Here is a 16283-nt window from a genome sequence, read left to right on the forward strand (position 1 = left end):
TGATGCATTAAGAAATAATAAGCATTTTTTCATGCACATACTCATTATTGACGATCACGAAATTGTAAGGGATGGCATTAAAACACTCATCGAGCAAGAGTATGGCTGGCATGTTTCTTACGCAGTAAGCTCTCTGGATGCTCTTCCCTCCTTCGCTACGTTAGACGATATTGACGTTGCCATTCTAGATATCTCGTTAGCACAGGAAAGTGGTTTCGACACACTAGTAAAAATCAAGAAAGACGCGCCGTTTATAAAGTGCTTAATGCTGAGCATGTATGATCATGTTGGCTATATCAGTAAAGCGCTTGAACTCGGCGCCGATGGCTACGTTACAAAGAATGCTGCCACCAAAGAGTTAATGGACGCGTTGGAAGCTCTAGAAAAAGACGAGAATTATCTAAGCACAGATATTAGTAAAAAGTTAGCTTTCGGTGATAAACAGCTAACCTCTATCCTTACTGAAAGGGAAAAGGAAATTTTCTTACTGTTAGCAAAAGGATTCCAGCCAAAACAGATTGCCTACTACATAGACACTGCCCCGAAAACAGTGATGGTTCACAGAACTAATATTTACAAGAAACTCAATGTAACCTCCCAATTTGGTTTACTTAGAATTGCGTTAGAAACTGGGTACCTCGACGTTTCTGACGTTATCTACGACGATACGCTAGTCAAAGCAAATTGATGAATTTAACGCGGTATTTCAACGCTACCTATTTACTAATGGGATTAGGTTATACCGCGCTATTTCACGGCGTGTGGTTGCTCAGCACCCAATTTGAAATTATTTCAGGTACGGTGAGCTGGTATTTACCTGCTGGTGTTCGCCTGGCGGCGTTTTTACTACTGCCAATTTACAGCTGGCCACTGCTACTCATCGCAGAAAAATCAACCCACTTCATTTTATTTCACCCCGGTGGCATTCTCGACAACACGGCGTTTTTAAGTGGAACCATAGGTTGGTATTTAGTCCATTTAGTGCTGTCACCCGCGGTAATTTGCACCTGCGTTTATTTATTCAGACGTCGCTTTAGCGCACCTTATATAGACAATGTTTCCAGTACCCTTGCCACGTTGGCTTTTGGTGTTCTTATAAGTGTTGCTCTTGGGGCGGTATTTTTGGGCAGAAGGGCTATTGAACTGAAAACAGGCATAGAGGTTTTTCTTTCTATTTTGTTTGATTTTTCATTGGGTGACTTTGTAGGAATTGTTGTTCTTTGTCCTTTTCTTTTCGCATTATATAAACGGCCATCTATCCCTAAGAGTCACTTAGTACTGTACCTTACAACAATCGCTTGGCTGGTTTTGCTGATGCTGAGCAGCTATGCCTACTCCCAACAAATTAACATCAGCTATCAGGTTAAGTATCTAGCGGTTTTCCCCGCGCTCTTTTTATCGTATCGCTATGCCATAGTTGGCAGTGCGTTTTCGTGTTTACTCATAGGTATTACTGCGTTCGTGGTGGCAAGCCAGAGCGCACTTCCTCCCATTGAGCATCAGTTTTACATCTTAGCATCATGTACAAGTTGCCTCATTTTAGGTGCTTCAATTAACCAATCTACCTTGTTGAATATGAAGCTTGCGAAGAAAAACGAGGCTCTTGAACTATCGGTGCAAAGCGCTCAGGCACTGGCCAGTCAATTAGTGGTAGTGCAAGAAGATGAACGAAAGCGCTTATCGCGGGATTTACACGACGACTTTGGTCACCGCATAGTCGATTTGAAACTTCAACTGTCGCTAGATAGCAGAGAAAGCGACAACGACATGATGCTCAATAAGATAGATGCTCTATACCACGCAATGAAGAAAAGCTTAGGAGGATTACGTCCGTCCGGTATTGATACACTTCCCATTGAAAGCGTGATCCAACGTTCAGAGATCATTACCACGCTCAAGCGCGCAAACATAGACTATTCGTTTAACGTTAGCGGCACGCCAGTACCGTTCGATTCAGACCAGAAAATACATATCTATCGCATTGTGCAGGAAGCGGTGACAAACAGTATAAAATATGCCAATGCGACGTCGCTCAGCATTGATATCAACTATGCGCAACACAGTGCCGTATTTATCGTTACTGACGATGGCGGCGGCATCCCTGAGCATATTGCCCAACTAGCAAACGCTGAACCCACACTCGGCCTGCTGTCGATGAGAGAGCGCGCAAAGTTGATAAATGGTGAGTTTGATATTTCCCAGAACAAACCAACAGGCACCCGAGTTTGCCTGACTTTGCCCTACAGTGCTTAAGTTACTCTACTGCGTTTTAGGTGCGTCGCTGCATCCTTTTTATGCTACATTGCTGTTGATTTAACTACTATTTTGATAACCGTATGCAAAAAAATTTCATTACTCGCCGAGCCCGTTTTTTTAGACAGTGCCTGAACATTGCTGTCCTAATTGCCACTTTCACCACGTTAAATGGCTGTGTAAGTACTCAAAATGAAAGTCCTTACACTTACGCTCCGTCTGCATCACCCTATCAAGATGTGGTCAATGCACAGCAGCGAGCTGTGGAACAAAGCAAATTACTTTTGGTTGTTCTGGGTGCTCAGTGGTGCCACGACAGTACTGGCTTAGCTGAGCGTTTTGCGACAAAGGAAATGGACCTTATTCTACGCGCTCATTATGAAACCGTATTTGTTGATGTGGGAACACTTGAAGACAGAAGAAATATAACCGAGCGATTTGACTACCCCATTTATTACGCCACACCAACAGTAATGGTGGTTGAACCTAAAACCAGCGCATTGTTAAACAGAACGTCAATGGATATATGGGGGCGCGCTGACAGCATTCCCTTATCGGAGTACATTCAGTATTTCTCTCGCTTTCCTGCAATGACAACTGCGCAAAAAGCCCCGTTTATTAACTGGGAAGCGACAGATGAAGAAGAAGCTTACAATAAAGAGCAAGCACTCAGATTACAAAGCGCTTATGACAAACTCGGTCCGCTACTTGCGCTAGATTTACAAGGTAATACCCCACAAGGGCTTAACGAGCTATGGAAAGAGACCAAAGGGTTTCGCACTGAACTGCAAAAAACGCTGATAAAGCGCGCCGAGCTTACGTTAGATTCTGAGAATGGCAACGGAGTCAACACCACGCCAGCATTGCGACACTACAATCCGTTTTCGTGGGAACATAATTAGGGCCTGTTGACCTTTGGTGTACGAATTTTGGTCTAAATGGAAGCCTTTTAATCGCGAAACAGTCCTGCAAGCCTAGCGGGCTAAGTTAAAGGACTGTGCGTTGAATGTTCTCGATTTAGAACCACTAAACCGTCAAACATTCGCCTTGTCTAGATGGCACACAGACCGCTGCAAAAATGTACAACAAAGATCAATAGGCCCTAATACCAGTCCACATAATTTATTACCCACTCAGCGAGATTTAAGATGTTCGTAATCGCGGCGTGTTATCGCAGGTATAGAGGTTCTACATCAAGGTGACGCAACAAAGAGTACGGACATTAAAAAGGGCCTTTCCAACGGCCCTTTTTTAATAAACTCGGTATTATGAAGCGCAGTTCAACTGTTTACGCTTTTGCCCTGTTTGACGCCGTATTATTAGTGGTGCTATTTGACGGATTACTTCTGCGCTTAGCTGGTCGTTTAGCGGCACTTCCTTCACTTCCTGAGCGTCTTCGACCTGCAGGCTTTCCACCGCTATTGTTGCGCGAATCCGATTTACCTGCGCGCGGATTACCGTTTCCGCTACGGTTGCCTTGGCGTTGACCCGGCTTTTTATTCTCGCCACTTCGTTTACCTTCGCTGCCGCTCTCACCTTGTGGTGCTTTCGGCTTTTTCGGCTTTTTCGGCTTCTTGGGCTTTTTAGGCTTAGACAGCGTGGTAACAGGCACGGCTTGCTGAGGCTCGAAACCTTCCAACGTTTCACGAGGAAGCAGCTTTTGAATCAGCGTCTCAATATCTTTCAGGTTTTGCAGTTCTTCAGCACATACAAATGACCAAGCCTGTCCACTAGCGCCTGCGCGCCCTGTACGACCAATTCGGTGAACATAATCAGCTGCCGTATTGGGTAAGTCTAGGTTTACAACGATAGGCAATTCACTAATGTCGATGCCGCGTGCTGCGATATCGGTGGCTACCAGCACTTTAATTGCGCCATTTTTAAAGTCAGCAAGCGCTTTAGTTCTTGCTCCTTGGCTTTTATTACCGTGAATAGCGGCACTTGGAATTTTTGACCGAGTTAGCTTTTCTGCAATACGGTTAGCACCGTGTTTCGTGCGGCTAAACACTAACACCTGCTCCCACTTCTGCTGTTTGATCAGACAAATAAGCGCGGTCGTCTTTTTGGATTTATCAATGGTCACTAAGTGCTGCTGAACCGCTTCTACCGTGGTATTGGCCGGCGCGGTTGAAATACTCACAGGGTTGCGCGTTATTGTTTTCGCCAGCGCAGTGATTTCGTCAGAAAACGTGGCTGAAAACAGTAAGCTTTGACGCTCTTGTGGCAATAGCTTCAATACTCTCTTAATGTCGTGAATAAAGCCCATATCAAGCATTCTGTCGGCTTCATCCAATACCAACACTTCAAGCTGAGAAAACTTAACAGCGTTTTGCTGGTAGAGGTCAAGCAATCGTCCAGGCGTAGCAATTAACACATCCACACCTTTACGTAGCTTCATCATTTGAGGATTAATGCCGACACCACCAAATACCACGGCAGTTTTTAACGGCAAAAACTCGCTGAACGCTCTGATGCTCTCTTCTACCTGAGCAGCAAGTTCTCGCGTGGGTGTTAAGATAAGTGCCCGAACATTGTTGCCAGATACAGGTTGTCCTTCCATCAATCTCTGTAAAATAGGAAGTCCAAATCCTGCAGTTTTCCCTGTTCCCGTTTGCGCAGCTGCCAACACATCCTTTCCTTGCAATACTTCTGGTATTGCCTTTTCCTGGATTGGTGATGGTGTACTAAATCCTCGTTTTTCAATAGCTTTTAACAAGGGTTCAGCGAGCCCTAATTGGGTAAATGACATTAATAAACTCCTGTCATAGGTATTTATAAAAAATTGCATACCGCAAAGGTATAAGCGTTAGTGCTTTATTGCTAACCGTGGGGGTTATAGATTACTGGGAAAACCTAAAGAGATACGCCATTGCCAACTTGGCTTATTGGTGTTTGACATCAAGAAAAGAACGTAGGTGTTTACTCTTACAAATTGCGCGCGGAGTCTACCACTAAAAGCCGAAAGCCACCAGCGCATTTTTTGTTCAAAATCTAGTTAAGCCTGTCTGACGTTTCACTTAATAAGTTCCGATTTACATAGCATAACAGCATGGGAAGTTTTATCGGCTTTTCGCACTAAGAGAATGGTCTTGAACCGTACCGTATTCCCTCATTTTTAGGAGAGATATTGTTATATTTATATTTTTATCAAAACGATAAATATCTATTTAGTACGAATTTTGCGACCTAGAAACGCAAACTTTTCATGTAACAGATTTTAATTATATTTATCAACACCTTAAGAAATTTCGCTTTTAAAAGTGTGCGTTAAAAAAACAAGTTAAACAGGGCTCTTCTACGTAAAAACACCTCAAAATCTTTGAAATTAAAGACAACTTGATAGCCAATTTCTGTTGGATAGATAAAAAAAGCTTTACCATATTTGTTATAACAGATAAAAAGCGCGCAGTTATTCCACGCTCAAATTACATCCACGCTGCTGCAGTGTGGTAAACAAGTGAAGTAGAAAACATGAATGTTGATAGTTTAACCCAGCACTTTGAGGAAAAGTTGGCTTTAGTCAAAGCATCGGTGATGTCTGATAGCTTTGTTATCCAGCTTACAACAATCGCAATTATTTATTGCGTTGCGTTTTTGCTTGCACGACAAGTAAAAAAGCCATTTAAGTTTACCCGAGAAAAGCCACAGCAAGGCGCACATACTATGCACGGCTTTTTATACAATCTGGGGGAGGCACTATTCCCGCTTATCACCATCAGTATGCTAAAGCTTACTACCGTGTTGGGGGCGCAATTTCAGTTTGATGCATGGCTATTGGAAATAGCCGTTGTTGTAGCACTAATGCTGTTTGTTAATTCCTTGATTACTGGTTTTGTCGAAAACAACACCATTGCAGCGTTTATGCGATGGGTGGGTTTACCTATCCTATTTTTACACTTAGTTGGCGTGCTTCCGCTGATAACTTCAGCATTGGAGTCAATGGCAATATCAATCGGCAATGTTGAAATTTCAGCGTATGGCGTAACAAGAGTGTTGTTGTTTGGTGGCTTGCTGTTCTGGCTAGGCCGCAGCTCGAACGCCATTGGTCAAGATATTATTCGAAACCATAAGTCGCTCGACGTTTCTACCAAAGAAGTGTTCGCAAAGCTGTTTGAAGTTGCCCTGTTCTGTGTGGTCTTTCTTTTATTGCTTAACGTCATGGGAATTAATCTTACCGCATTAGCCGTGTTCGGTGGTGCAGTAGGTGTGGGTTTAGGCTTAGGTTTGCAGTCCATCGCATCAAACTTCATTTCGGGCATCATTATTCTATTGGATAAATCGTTGACCGTAGGCGATTACGTTGAATTGGAAGACGGGCAGAAAGGTATCGTCAGAGAATTTAAAATGCGCTATGCCGTATTAGAGACATATGACGGTAAAGATGTACTGGTGCCTAACGAAAAGTTTATCAGCTCCTTGCTAATAAACTGGACACACAAAAACCAAAAACAACGTTATCGTATCGACTTTTCTGTTGCCTATAAAACAGATATCCGCGCCATGGTTGAAATCATTAAAGAAGCCGTTTCAGAGCATCCGCAAGTGATCAGTGGCGAAGGTATCCCTTTTGAAGAACTGCCTGACTGCGAAATAGATAGCTTTGGCGATTCTGGCGTTAATATGTTTGTTGAGTTTTGGATGGAAGGTGTTGACGATGGTAAGAACCGCGTTGGTGGTGACCTACTGCTTATCGTTTTCGAAACGCTGCGCGAACACAACATTGAAATACCTTTCCCTCAACGCGAGGTACGGGTTATCAACGAACAAGGCATTGGTTTTCGAAATACCACACCATAGCTTTACTCGCTCATGACATGAGCGCTTTCAGTCATACCTTCGCGCTGGCTAAAACCTAGCGCGAAGTGTATCCCACTGCCACTCTTGGGCAGACAGACCTAACGTCTGGACAAACTTGGCATAGTCTTCTTTGCCCATCGCTGACGCTACGGTTTTTAATTGAGATTTGGCTTTTATTGCTTTTACCTGCAGTAACTCCAATCGCTTATCGGCACTTGAATCGAAGTTTTCACTGATGATTGCATTCGCTTTATTGGCCGCTTCCCACGCTGTAATAACATAGCCCACCAGCTTTATGTAAACACCTACCATACGCTTTCGCTCAAATATGTTCTCAAACAGTGAGCCAGATAACGACTTTTGGAAACTGGCCTCTGTTTCTAAGGCAACAAATTGCTCGGCGTTCTTTAGCTCATTCAACACATTGTGTAAAAGCTTAATGTGGACGTGCGTATTAAGTGCATCGACGTGAAGTGCATTAATATCGTCGCTTAGCATTTCTAAATTGACCAACGTTCGTTGAAGACTAGCCATTGTGGTAATTGTCTGTAGAAGCAAAAAATAAAGGTTCAGTGTATCGAATTAAAGATGGGTTTGCGATGGTCTCGCGGGCGTTTTAATCACATTAAGAATTCACAACACAACTTATAGAAATCAATTAAAAAGGGCGCGGAAGCGCCCTTTTAGTTTTTATGCCTATTGAAAAATAGTTGTTAAGCTAATTCGCGATAGCAGTTATACCGCATCTATTTACCCAAGCTGGCGTTTAGATCGTGACGTAAATCGAAACGGTCTAGCGTCATCACTTTGGTCCAAGCGTCGACGAAGTCTTTAACAAAACGGCTTTTCGCGTTGTCGTAGGCATAAACTTCGGCCACTGCACGCAGCTCACTGTTTGATCCAAAGACCAGGTCTACAGGCGTACCTGTATACATAACTTCACCAGTGCTTCTGTTTACACCTTCATATACCGACGGGTTATCTGTTTTTCTCCACTTAACGCCCATATCAAGAAGCGTTACGAAGAAATCGTTGTTAAGCGTGCCTACTTTGTCAGTAAATACACCGTGGCTAGTGCCACCTGTATTTGCTCCCAATGAACGCAGACCACCAAGCAAAACAGTCATTTCTGGTACCGTTAGATTAAGCTGATCGGCTTTATCTACCAGCATGTCGGTTGGCGAACGATAGCTAGCTTCTGCGTTGTAATAGTTTCTAAACGCATCGGCTGTTGGCTCTAACAATGAAAACGAATTAACGTCTGTTTGCTCTTGCGTAGCATCAGTTCGACCCGGAACCACTGGCACAGTAACCTTGACGCCAGCATCTGCCGCTGCTTTCTCAATTGCTGCCGCGCCGCCAATCACAATGAGGTCAGCAAGAGATACTTTCTTCTTAGAAAGCATGCGTGAGTTGTAGTCTTCTTGCATCTCTTTAAGCTTAGAAACAACGGCTTGAACGGTTGCAGGCTCGTTGGCTTCCCAATTCATTTGCGGTTCAAGGGCAATCCGAGCACCGTTCGCTCCACCGCGTAAATCAGATGCTCGGAAGCTAGATGCTGCCGCCCATGCCGTTTTCACAAGTTGCTGAACGGTTAAGCCACTGTCTAAGATGTCAGCTTTAAGCTTCTTAACGTCTTTATCAGAGATCGCTTTATAGTCAGCTTTAGGCACTGGATCTTGCCAGATGAAGTTCTCTTCTGGAATATCGTTACCCAAGTAACGTGCCTTAGGACCCATATCGCGGTGAGTTAGCTTGAACCACGCTTTAGCAAATGCCGTTTGATACTCTTTAGGATCCGCTAAGAAGCGCTCGGCAATTTTTCGATACTCTGGATCGTACTTAAGCGCCAAGTCAGCTGTAGTCATCACAGGAGGATTTTTCTTACCTTCTACGTGCGCATCTGGTACTGATTTATGAAGCGATTCATCGGTAGGGATCCACTGGATAGCGCCGGCAGGACTGCGAGTTTGCTTCCACTCAAAACCCAATAAGTTTTGGAGATATAGGCTCGTCCATTTAGTAGGTAGCTGTGTCCAAGCACCTTCCAAACCGCTCGTTACAGTGTCTTCTGCATTGCCTTTACCGCAATTGTTCTTCCAACCTAGTCCCTGCTCTTCTAAGCCTGCACCACCTGGCTCAGCTTCTAAACAATCAGCAGGCTTGTGTGCGCCGTGCATTTTTCCAAATGTGTGACCACCCGCTATTAGCGCAACGGTCTCTTCATCATTCATCGCCATACGGCCAAATGCAGTGCGAATATTTTTCGCAGATCCCATCGGATCAGGCACACCTTTAGGGCCTTCAGGGTTAACATAGATCAAGCCCATGTGCGTTGCCCCCAACGGACGCTGAAGCTTACCGTCGCGCTCTTCACGATCGCTCGCAAGCATTTCCACTTCTGGGCCCCAATAAACCATGTCAGGTTCCCAGTCGTCGGTACGACCACCCGCAAATCCATAGGTGTCAAAGCCCATGTTTTCCATGCCTACGGTACCCGCAAGGATCATTAAGTCGCCCCAAGATAAACTTTCACCGTACTTTTGCTTGATAGGCCAAAGCAAGCGACGCGCTTTATCAAGGTTCCCGTTGTCTGGCCAGCTGTTCAGCGGATCAAAACGCATTTGACCACCGTCACCGCCGCCACGACCATCTAGCGTACGATAGGTACCTGCACTGTGCCATGAAAGTCGAATGAAGAAAGGACCATAATTTCCGAAGTCGGCCGGCCACCAATCTTGAGAAGTAGTGAGTAGCTCATTAACATCTTTTTTTACTTGGTCGAGATCTAGCTTAGCGAATGCCTTTGCATAACTGAAATCATCACCCAGTGGGTTTGAGCGATTATCGTGATCTCTTAACGGAGAGAGATCGAGCTGATCAGGCCACCAAAATTGATTATTTTTCGCTTGAAAAGCTTTAGCAGTGCCCGTGCCTTTAGCACCCGCAGGCTTACTAATTTGATCGTTGGCAATAGCCCCTGTTGCACCAAGCGATAGAGCAACAAGTACTGATAATGTGGTTTTTTTAAACCTGTTTATAGTCATGGTCTTTTCCCGTCTGAGTTTGTTGTAGTTACCAAAGCGTGAGTGCGAATCACACCACTAATTTGTTAACATTTTGTTTACCTCATAAGCAGTTAAAAGATAGACAGGCTTAGAGAATATTTACAGTTGATAAAATGAATTCAACTGATTAGAAAATCCAATCAATGAAAAGTTGATTAATTTCAACACCTTAAAAACTCAGTTCACTTTATGACGTAAACGACTGTCGCTCAGTAGAACCATGTAATGCGGAAAATGAGCTAGATCTGTGAATCTCTTTCAGAGATTGGGAAATTTTTTCGCTTCTTGAAGAGTGAAACTTTTCCATACTTTCTATAAGCGGCTAAATAACCAACTAAAAAGTGCCGGTTTATGTAAAGTTTTCATCTAATTGAAATACCTTCTGCAATTTCTACCATGGCACAGCAATTGATACAGAGATGATGCAATTAAAGACGCATTAACTTCAGATAAGAAGTCGATGGAATGTTAAAGAAGTAATGAGGATGAACTTATGAAAAACACACTTAAGACACTTACCGGACTTGCAGCTGTTGCCTCTATCAGTGCTATGGCTTCATTCGGTGCGCATGCTCAATCAAATCAAATTGAAGCAAAAGACAGTGGTTTTTATGTAGGTGGTAATTACGGTTACCTACGCGTTGAAGGTGAAGATGACTTTGACGATGACAAAGATGTTTGGCAAGGCCTTGTTGGATATAAATTCAATGAGTGGATTGCAATTGAAGGTGGTTACATCGATTTTGGTGATTACGGTAACGACCTTGCAGGTGCTGAAACAGACGGCTACACAGCGGCGATCAAGGGTATTCTTCCATTAACAGAGCGTTTTTCTCTCTACGCGAAAGCAGGTCAACTTTGGTCAGAAACCGAGTACAACTTTGCTGGCGTTTCACGTGATAACGATGACGAAAGCTTGTTTGTAGGCGCAGGTCTAAGCTACGCGATTACTAGTAACTTTTTAGTAAACGCCGAGTACACTGTTTATGATACAGAGCTTGATGCAGACGAAGCGTTTGATGACATCGACGACACCGATTTTGAAACCGATCTTAAGCAAGCCAGTATTGGTGTTGAGTATCGTTTCTAAGACATTGGTTGCCTCACGTTTAGCAACGTGACTTAATGAGAATGCTAAAGCCTTGGCAACACAGCCAAGGCTTTTTACTTTTTGCTACCCATCTATTTTCTGGATGAGCTGCGCCAGTTCCTCAATTTTTGACACTGTCGTTTTAACTAAGTTGTCAATTTCATTGGATGAGGACTGGGAGTTACCTGCTAACGTTCGTACTTCATCAGCCACAACCGCAAACCCTCTTCCCATTTCACCTGCTCGTGCCGCTTCTATCGCTGCATTTAGCGCTAGCAAATTAGTTTGCTCAGAAATAGAATTAATTGTGCCCACTATATTACTTATAGTCTGGCTGGTAACCAGTAGCTCTTTCATAGAATCTTGAGTATCGTTCACCGCTTGTTTTCTAGAGGTGATATTAACGGCAAAAAAGACATAACGTGTTACTTGCCCGTTGAAGTTCTTAAGTGCGCTGATTCTCGCGTCAAAGGCAAGATAACGCCCAGCCACTTGAAACTCAGTAATTTTTGAAACAAAACCAGCGCTCTCTAGAGTAGACTTGTCCTCTGCAGAAAGACTATTCATTACCTCATTTGCAAATGATTCAGAGCTCATTACCCCGTTCAATGTGTCGCGTAGTAGTTTGTTTGCCTCAACGACTTCACCATTAGGCTTCATTTCAAGAAGAACAAGTGCACTGCCTATAGCTTTTAATTTGTTAGTAAAATCTAAAGCCATTTGCTTAACACGAGTAATATCAGCCTGAACCGCGATAAAGTTAACGAGTTTTTCTTCTTTGAAAACGGGGTTTATTGATAGTGAAGTCCAGTAAGGCGTACCATCCTTTCTATAGTTAAGAATTTCATCATAAAACGCTTCGCGATTTTTAATTTTTTGTCGTATCACATTTACAGTACGTTGATCGGTTTCTTCACCTTGTAAAAATGATCCAGGTTTCTTGCCTTTTACTTCGTCCAGCTCCCACCCCGTCAACCGGTAAAACCCGTTATTAACGTACTCTATGAGACCATCTGCATCAGATATAATGACGGCATTGTCTGTTTCGTTGGCAACCAGCGAAAGCATACGTTGTAACTCTCGCTGCTCTACTTCTTCTGTTACATCTTTAATAAATGCTGTGTAGAGGGTTCGGTCAGCCAGCCTTACTTTAGACAAAGACAGCCTGCCCCACAGGCTTTTACCGTCTTTCCGCTCCACTTTAACTTCGCGGCTGGTTCCGACAATTTTGTCTTGGCCTGTTTCTCTATTTGCGTTGACATAGTTATCATGGTTCGCTTGAATCGCCTGAGGCACTAACATCTTCACATTTTGGCCAATGACTTCATCTCTTGTATATCCCCATAGCTTCTCAGCGGATGCGTTGAACAAGGTTACGTTATTGTTTTCATCAATACACACTACAGCATCTAACGCTTGCTCTAATGTTTGCTCCACTATTTCGCGAGACTCTCGCTCTTCTGTAACGTCTCGAACGAAAGCGGTGTAGTGCTTCTTTCCTGCAACAATAACCTGAGATAAAGCAAGCTGAACCCAAATTCGCTCCCCACTTTTTGTTTCTAATTCGACTTCTCGCGAGCTGCCAACGATTTTATTAACATTTGTTTGTCGATGAGAATTAACATAATTGTCGTGATTTGCTTTGTGTTCGTGGGGAACCAATAGTTTGATATTTTTGCCTAGTACCTCGTTTGGCGTATAGCCCCATAACTTTTGAGCGGCATCGTTGTAAAACGTAATGTTGTTTTTTTCATCTATGGTAACTACAGCCAAGATTGATTGAGCAAGCGCCTGTTTCGCCGCATTTTCCTTTGAAAAAAACTTCATTTATCTAGACCTTCTCATTAAATTTTTTAAGTTATATAGAAGATCTTTCCCTGTTTTTCCAACTGTGAATATTAAACTCGTTTTACAGTGAAAATATTACACATTGCGAACTGATACATCTTACACACGAGCTCAAAAACTCTAATTATCAATAAAAATCATTCACTTATATTTTTGGTTCTTACGTTTTATAGAGGTACAAATTCTGCAACAGAATACAAATAGTGAAAAATGAATAAATAGGAAACGTCACATGCAATCAGGAAAGAGTGTATTTCAACCCGGTCAAAACTGTTGGGTAGAGAGCAAGGCTCGTTTTTCTACACCTTTGATAGATTGCGGAAACTATTATAAAGCCTTGCACAGCTCTATCGTTAAAGCTAAGCACAGTATCTTCATTGTTGGATGGGATATAGATAGCCGCATTCGCTTGCTGCGAGGCGACGACGAAGCGAACAGTGAAGCGCCGAGCGTAATAAGTGATTTACTTAAGTGGAAAGCTGAGCAAAATCCTGACATTAAAATTTACCTGCTACGTTGGGACTCATCGCTAGCCTTTTTCGCGCAGCGCGAAATGTGGGCAAAGGAAGTGTGGGAAGAAAAAACTCCAGACAATGTGCAAACCGAGCTCGATGACACGATTCCGATGGGCGGAAGTCAGCACCAAAAAATTGTGGTTATCGATGATGAACTCGTATTCTCAGGTGGAATGGATGTATCCACTAACCGCTGGGATACTCGTGACCATCCCGTAGTTTCAGAAGAGCGTGATGGACCTGATGGGGAGTATGGTCCTCTTCATGATGTGCAAATGGTATCAAGTGGACCTGTAGTAGCCGACTTTTCAAAATTAGTTCGATGGAGGTGGCAGCGTGTTGCTGACTCTTCACCTATTGATATCCGCGAGGACGCGCGCATTGATGAAAATGCCCCGTTGCCTGATGCTTGGCCACAAGATTATCCTCCCCTTTTTGAAGACGTAGAGTGTGCACTTGCCAGAACAATTCCATTTATGGATGAGGTCGAGCCTGCTCAAGAGGTACGTCATATGCTGCTTGATCTTATCGGTGAAGCAGAGTCTGTAATCTACATTGAGAATCAATTTACAACGCGTCAGGAGATCGCTGAAGCGCTGAATAAGCAGCTTAAACTGAAACCTAATCTTTCGGTCATTATCGTAAGTTCCTACGAGCCAAAAGGTAAGTTTGAATGCGAAGCATTTTGGGCAAGCCGCATAGAATTCAAGGAAATTTTAGAAAAAGGGATTGACCCTAAGCGAGTAAAACTGACTTATTCTTCAATTGAAGACATGCAAGGCCGCAAGGCATACAAGCGCATCCACTCCAAAGTGATGACCATTGATAACAAATACCTTGTTATCGGGTCATCAAACTTGAGTAATCGCTCAATGACGCTAGACACCGAAATCGACACGGTGCTGTTTGGTAACACAAAAGACAATCAGGCGTGTATTGAACAAGTGAGAAACGACTTACTCGCAGAGCACACGGGACGCGATATTGATGCAATGCCAGCGTTATTCAACAATGAATATCCGGTTGAAGCATTAATGCAGGATCAGATAGCACACGGCTACGTACTTACCGAAGTTCGCGATGAGGCGTTTACCGAACAATCCGTTAAGAATGTGTTCAGAGCGTTATCTGACCCTGAAGAACCCCTTATTTCGGTGCCAACCTTTGATGGAGCTGCTATGCCTGCACGTAACCCAAGACGTCGCAGTATTATGATTTTGATTGGTCTTGCCATCATTGCTGTTCTTGGCGGGCTTATGTTTTGGGCTAGCCAGTCAATTCCTTGGTTAAGTTCCGACAGCATTAACGCCTTTCTAGAGAAAAGTCGTGGAACCTACTTTGCTCTGCCTACCGTGTTGCTGGTTTATGTGGTCGGCGGCGTTTTATTCTTCCCGGTCACTGTACTGTCACTTGCGGTGGCTGCTATTTTTGGCCCTATATGGGGGCCCATCTACGGCATCATGGGAGCACTAATGAGCTCTGCAATCATGTTTGGAATAGGCAAGCTATCAGGCAACGCAGGACTTAGAAAAATTGGTGGTCCAAAGGTAGCTGCCGTTGACGAAAAACTAAAGCGTAGCGGTATCGTTGGCGTCGCGGCCATTCGAATGCTGCCTGTAGCGCCCTTCAGTTTGGTGAATTTGGTAGCGGGCATCTCATCTATTGGCATTTTCCAGTTTTTAGTAGGGACATTTTTAGGCATGTTCCCGCCCATGATTGCGAAAGGGCTTGTGGGTGATTCGATAGCACAAATTTGGCAAAACCCTTCTGTGGAAACCATTAGCTATTTAGTTGGCGGTATCGTTTTATGGGGCCTTATGATTTGGGGCTCGCAAAAATTTGCCCGCTACTACCAAGCTCGGAAGGAGTCGGGGAATCAAGATACTGCCAGTGATAATAGTGACAAAGATGAGGTAGAGAAATGTGCCGCATAGTGACTTACAACATTCACAGCGGAATAGGTAGAGACAAAAAGCACGATTACAAACGCATAGGGCAATTCTTGGCAAACAGTGGCGCCGACGTGGTGCTGCTGCAAGAAATGGATACTCGTCCCTCTGAGCGAAGTACAGCACAGGACGTTAAAGATATCTGCGCTGAAAACACGTTTAAGCTCATTCCATCACCAGCCATTAGGGAATCTGATGGCTGGTATGGCAACGCCATCCTAACTCGCTTTGACGTATTAGCGCACGATACACTGGATGTCAGCCAAAACGGGCGACAGCCTAGAAATGTTCAGATTGTAGAGCTCAAGACAGAGAAGACCCCCCTTACGGTGGTGAATACCCATAAGGGGCTTAAGAAGCTAGAACGTCGCTCACAGTTTTCTTTGCTTCATGAACACCTTTCTTTGAAGATGAAAGAGAAGCAAATCCCTCTAGTTCTAGCCGGTGATTTCAACGAGTGGCAGTTTTTCTCAAAAGCGTTTAAAGCACTTAACGAATTGCTATTACAGCAAAAAGTGGGGGCAACATTTCCAAGCCACTTTCCTGTATTTGCACTTGATAGAGTATGGGTGTCTGACGACATCAAGGTAAAAGCGTGCAGAAAATTAAAAAATGCGAAAACTCGAATCTTGTCAGATCATTTACCTGTGCTTGTTGATATTGAACTGCCCCAGAACGACTAACCAAGTGCTCTTTTGCACTTAACGGGTTGCATTATTCTCGTCGTACGCGAGATTTAGCCTCATCTTGTGTTGGCACAGTG

General features: G+C 43.7%; 11 protein-coding genes. 7 read left to right on the top strand and 4 right to left on the bottom strand.

Annotation, left to right across the window (positions count from 1 at the left end; genetic code table 11):
* Positions 1 to 31: 31 nt before the first annotated feature.
* The 3 genes from MHN02_RS13440 to MHN02_RS13450 all read left to right on the top strand — a co-directional run bounded on the left by MHN02_RS13440 (position 32) and on the right by MHN02_RS13450 (position 3155).
* Positions 32 to 688: a response regulator transcription factor gene (locus MHN02_RS13440; protein WP_014950704.1), complete on the top strand. Its 657-nt coding sequence runs from the start codon at positions 32 to 34 to the stop codon at positions 686 to 688.
* A complete protein-coding gene (locus tag MHN02_RS13445) occupies positions 688 to 2253 on the top strand; it encodes an ATP-binding protein (protein WP_239246672.1) in 1566 nt (521 codons plus the stop codon). The genes MHN02_RS13440 and MHN02_RS13445 overlap by 1 nt, the downstream gene beginning before the upstream one ends.
* Positions 2254 to 2336: 83 nt before the next feature.
* Complete coding sequence (locus MHN02_RS13450) at positions 2337 to 3155, top strand: thioredoxin family protein (RefSeq protein WP_014977389.1); 819 nt, start codon at positions 2337 to 2339, stop codon at positions 3153 to 3155.
* 386 nt (positions 3156 to 3541) lie between these two features.
* Here the strand turns inward: MHN02_RS13450 and MHN02_RS13455 are convergent, their stop codons facing one another.
* Positions 3542 to 5002: a DEAD/DEAH box helicase gene (locus MHN02_RS13455; protein WP_239246674.1), complete on the bottom strand. Its 1461-nt coding sequence runs from the start codon at positions 5000 to 5002 to the stop codon at positions 3542 to 3544.
* 722 nt (positions 5003 to 5724) lie between these two features.
* On the opposite strand from MHN02_RS13455, the gene MHN02_RS13460 reads away from it, so the two are divergent.
* On the top strand, positions 5725 to 7050 hold the full coding sequence (locus tag MHN02_RS13460; protein ID WP_239246676.1) for a mechanosensitive ion channel domain-containing protein: 1326 nt from the start codon (positions 5725 to 5727) through the stop codon (positions 7048 to 7050).
* A 48-nt stretch (positions 7051 to 7098) separates the two neighbouring features.
* Here MHN02_RS13460 and MHN02_RS13465 read toward each other — a convergent pair whose 3' ends face one another.
* A complete protein-coding gene (locus tag MHN02_RS13465; protein ID WP_239246677.1) occupies positions 7099 to 7584 on the bottom strand; it encodes a hypothetical protein in 486 nt (161 codons plus the stop codon).
* A gap of 212 nt (positions 7585 to 7796) precedes the next feature.
* Complete coding sequence (gene katG / locus MHN02_RS13470) at positions 7797 to 10097, bottom strand: catalase/peroxidase HPI (RefSeq protein ID WP_239246679.1); 2301 nt, start codon at positions 10095 to 10097, stop codon at positions 7797 to 7799.
* A gap of 514 nt (positions 10098 to 10611) precedes the next feature.
* Here katG and MHN02_RS13475 point away from each other — a divergent pair.
* Complete coding sequence (locus tag MHN02_RS13475) at positions 10612 to 11208, top strand: porin family protein (protein ID WP_014949483.1); 597 nt, start codon at positions 10612 to 10614, stop codon at positions 11206 to 11208.
* A gap of 84 nt (positions 11209 to 11292) precedes the next feature.
* On the opposite strand, the gene MHN02_RS13480 is transcribed toward MHN02_RS13475, so the two are convergent.
* Positions 11293 to 13035 carry a PAS domain S-box protein gene (locus tag MHN02_RS13480; protein ID WP_239246681.1) on the bottom strand — a complete coding sequence of 581 codons (1743 nt, stop codon included), beginning with the start codon at positions 13033 to 13035 and terminating at the stop codon, positions 11293 to 11295.
* A 253-nt stretch (positions 13036 to 13288) separates the two neighbouring features.
* Here MHN02_RS13480 and MHN02_RS13485 point away from each other — a divergent pair, with 253 nt between their 5' ends.
* Both MHN02_RS13485 and MHN02_RS13490 read left to right on the top strand, forming a co-directional pair.
* The gene (locus MHN02_RS13485; protein ID WP_239246683.1) at positions 13289 to 15505 is read left to right on the top strand and encodes a VTT domain-containing protein; all 2217 of its coding nucleotides are present in this window, start codon (positions 13289 to 13291) and stop codon (positions 15503 to 15505) included.
* The gene (locus MHN02_RS13490; protein ID WP_014949486.1) at positions 15493 to 16203 is read left to right on the top strand and encodes an endonuclease/exonuclease/phosphatase family protein; all 711 of its coding nucleotides are present in this window, start codon (positions 15493 to 15495) and stop codon (positions 16201 to 16203) included. The genes MHN02_RS13485 and MHN02_RS13490 overlap by 13 nt, the downstream gene beginning before the upstream one ends.
* The last annotated feature ends 80 nt before the right edge of the window (positions 16204 to 16283 follow it).

The organism is Alteromonas sp. CNT1-28 (assembly GCF_022348345.1).
Classification (GTDB): domain Bacteria; phylum Pseudomonadota; class Gammaproteobacteria; order Enterobacterales; family Alteromonadaceae; genus Alteromonas; species Alteromonas macleodii.

Excerpts from the sequence above, each read along its gene's own strand:
- MHN02_RS13490 (WP_014949486.1), top strand. The coding sequence starts at position 15,493 with ATGTGCCGCATAGTGACTTACAACATTCACAGCGGAATAGGTAGAGAC.
- MHN02_RS13465 (WP_239246677.1), bottom strand. The coding sequence starts at position 7,584 with ATGGCTAGTCTTCAACGAACGTTGGTCAATTTAGAAATGCTAAGCGAC.
- MHN02_RS13440 (WP_014950704.1), top strand. The coding sequence starts at position 32 with ATGCACATACTCATTATTGACGATCACGAAATTGTAAGGGATGGCATT.
- katG (WP_239246679.1), bottom strand. The coding sequence starts at position 10,097 with ATGACTATAAACAGGTTTAAAAAAACCACATTATCAGTACTTGTTGCT.
- MHN02_RS13485 (WP_239246683.1), top strand. The coding sequence starts at position 13,289 with ATGCAATCAGGAAAGAGTGTATTTCAACCCGGTCAAAACTGTTGGGTA.
- MHN02_RS13455 (WP_239246674.1), bottom strand. The coding sequence starts at position 5,002 with ATGTCATTTACCCAATTAGGGCTCGCTGAACCCTTGTTAAAAGCTATT.
- MHN02_RS13475 (WP_014949483.1), top strand. The coding sequence starts at position 10,612 with ATGAAAAACACACTTAAGACACTTACCGGACTTGCAGCTGTTGCCTCT.
- MHN02_RS13460 (WP_239246676.1), top strand. The coding sequence starts at position 5,725 with ATGAATGTTGATAGTTTAACCCAGCACTTTGAGGAAAAGTTGGCTTTA.
- MHN02_RS13450 (WP_014977389.1), top strand. The coding sequence starts at position 2,337 with ATGCAAAAAAATTTCATTACTCGCCGAGCCCGTTTTTTTAGACAGTGC.
- MHN02_RS13480 (WP_239246681.1), bottom strand. The coding sequence starts at position 13,035 with ATGAAGTTTTTTTCAAAGGAAAATGCGGCGAAACAGGCGCTTGCTCAA.
- MHN02_RS13445 (WP_239246672.1), top strand. The coding sequence starts at position 688 with ATGAATTTAACGCGGTATTTCAACGCTACCTATTTACTAATGGGATTA.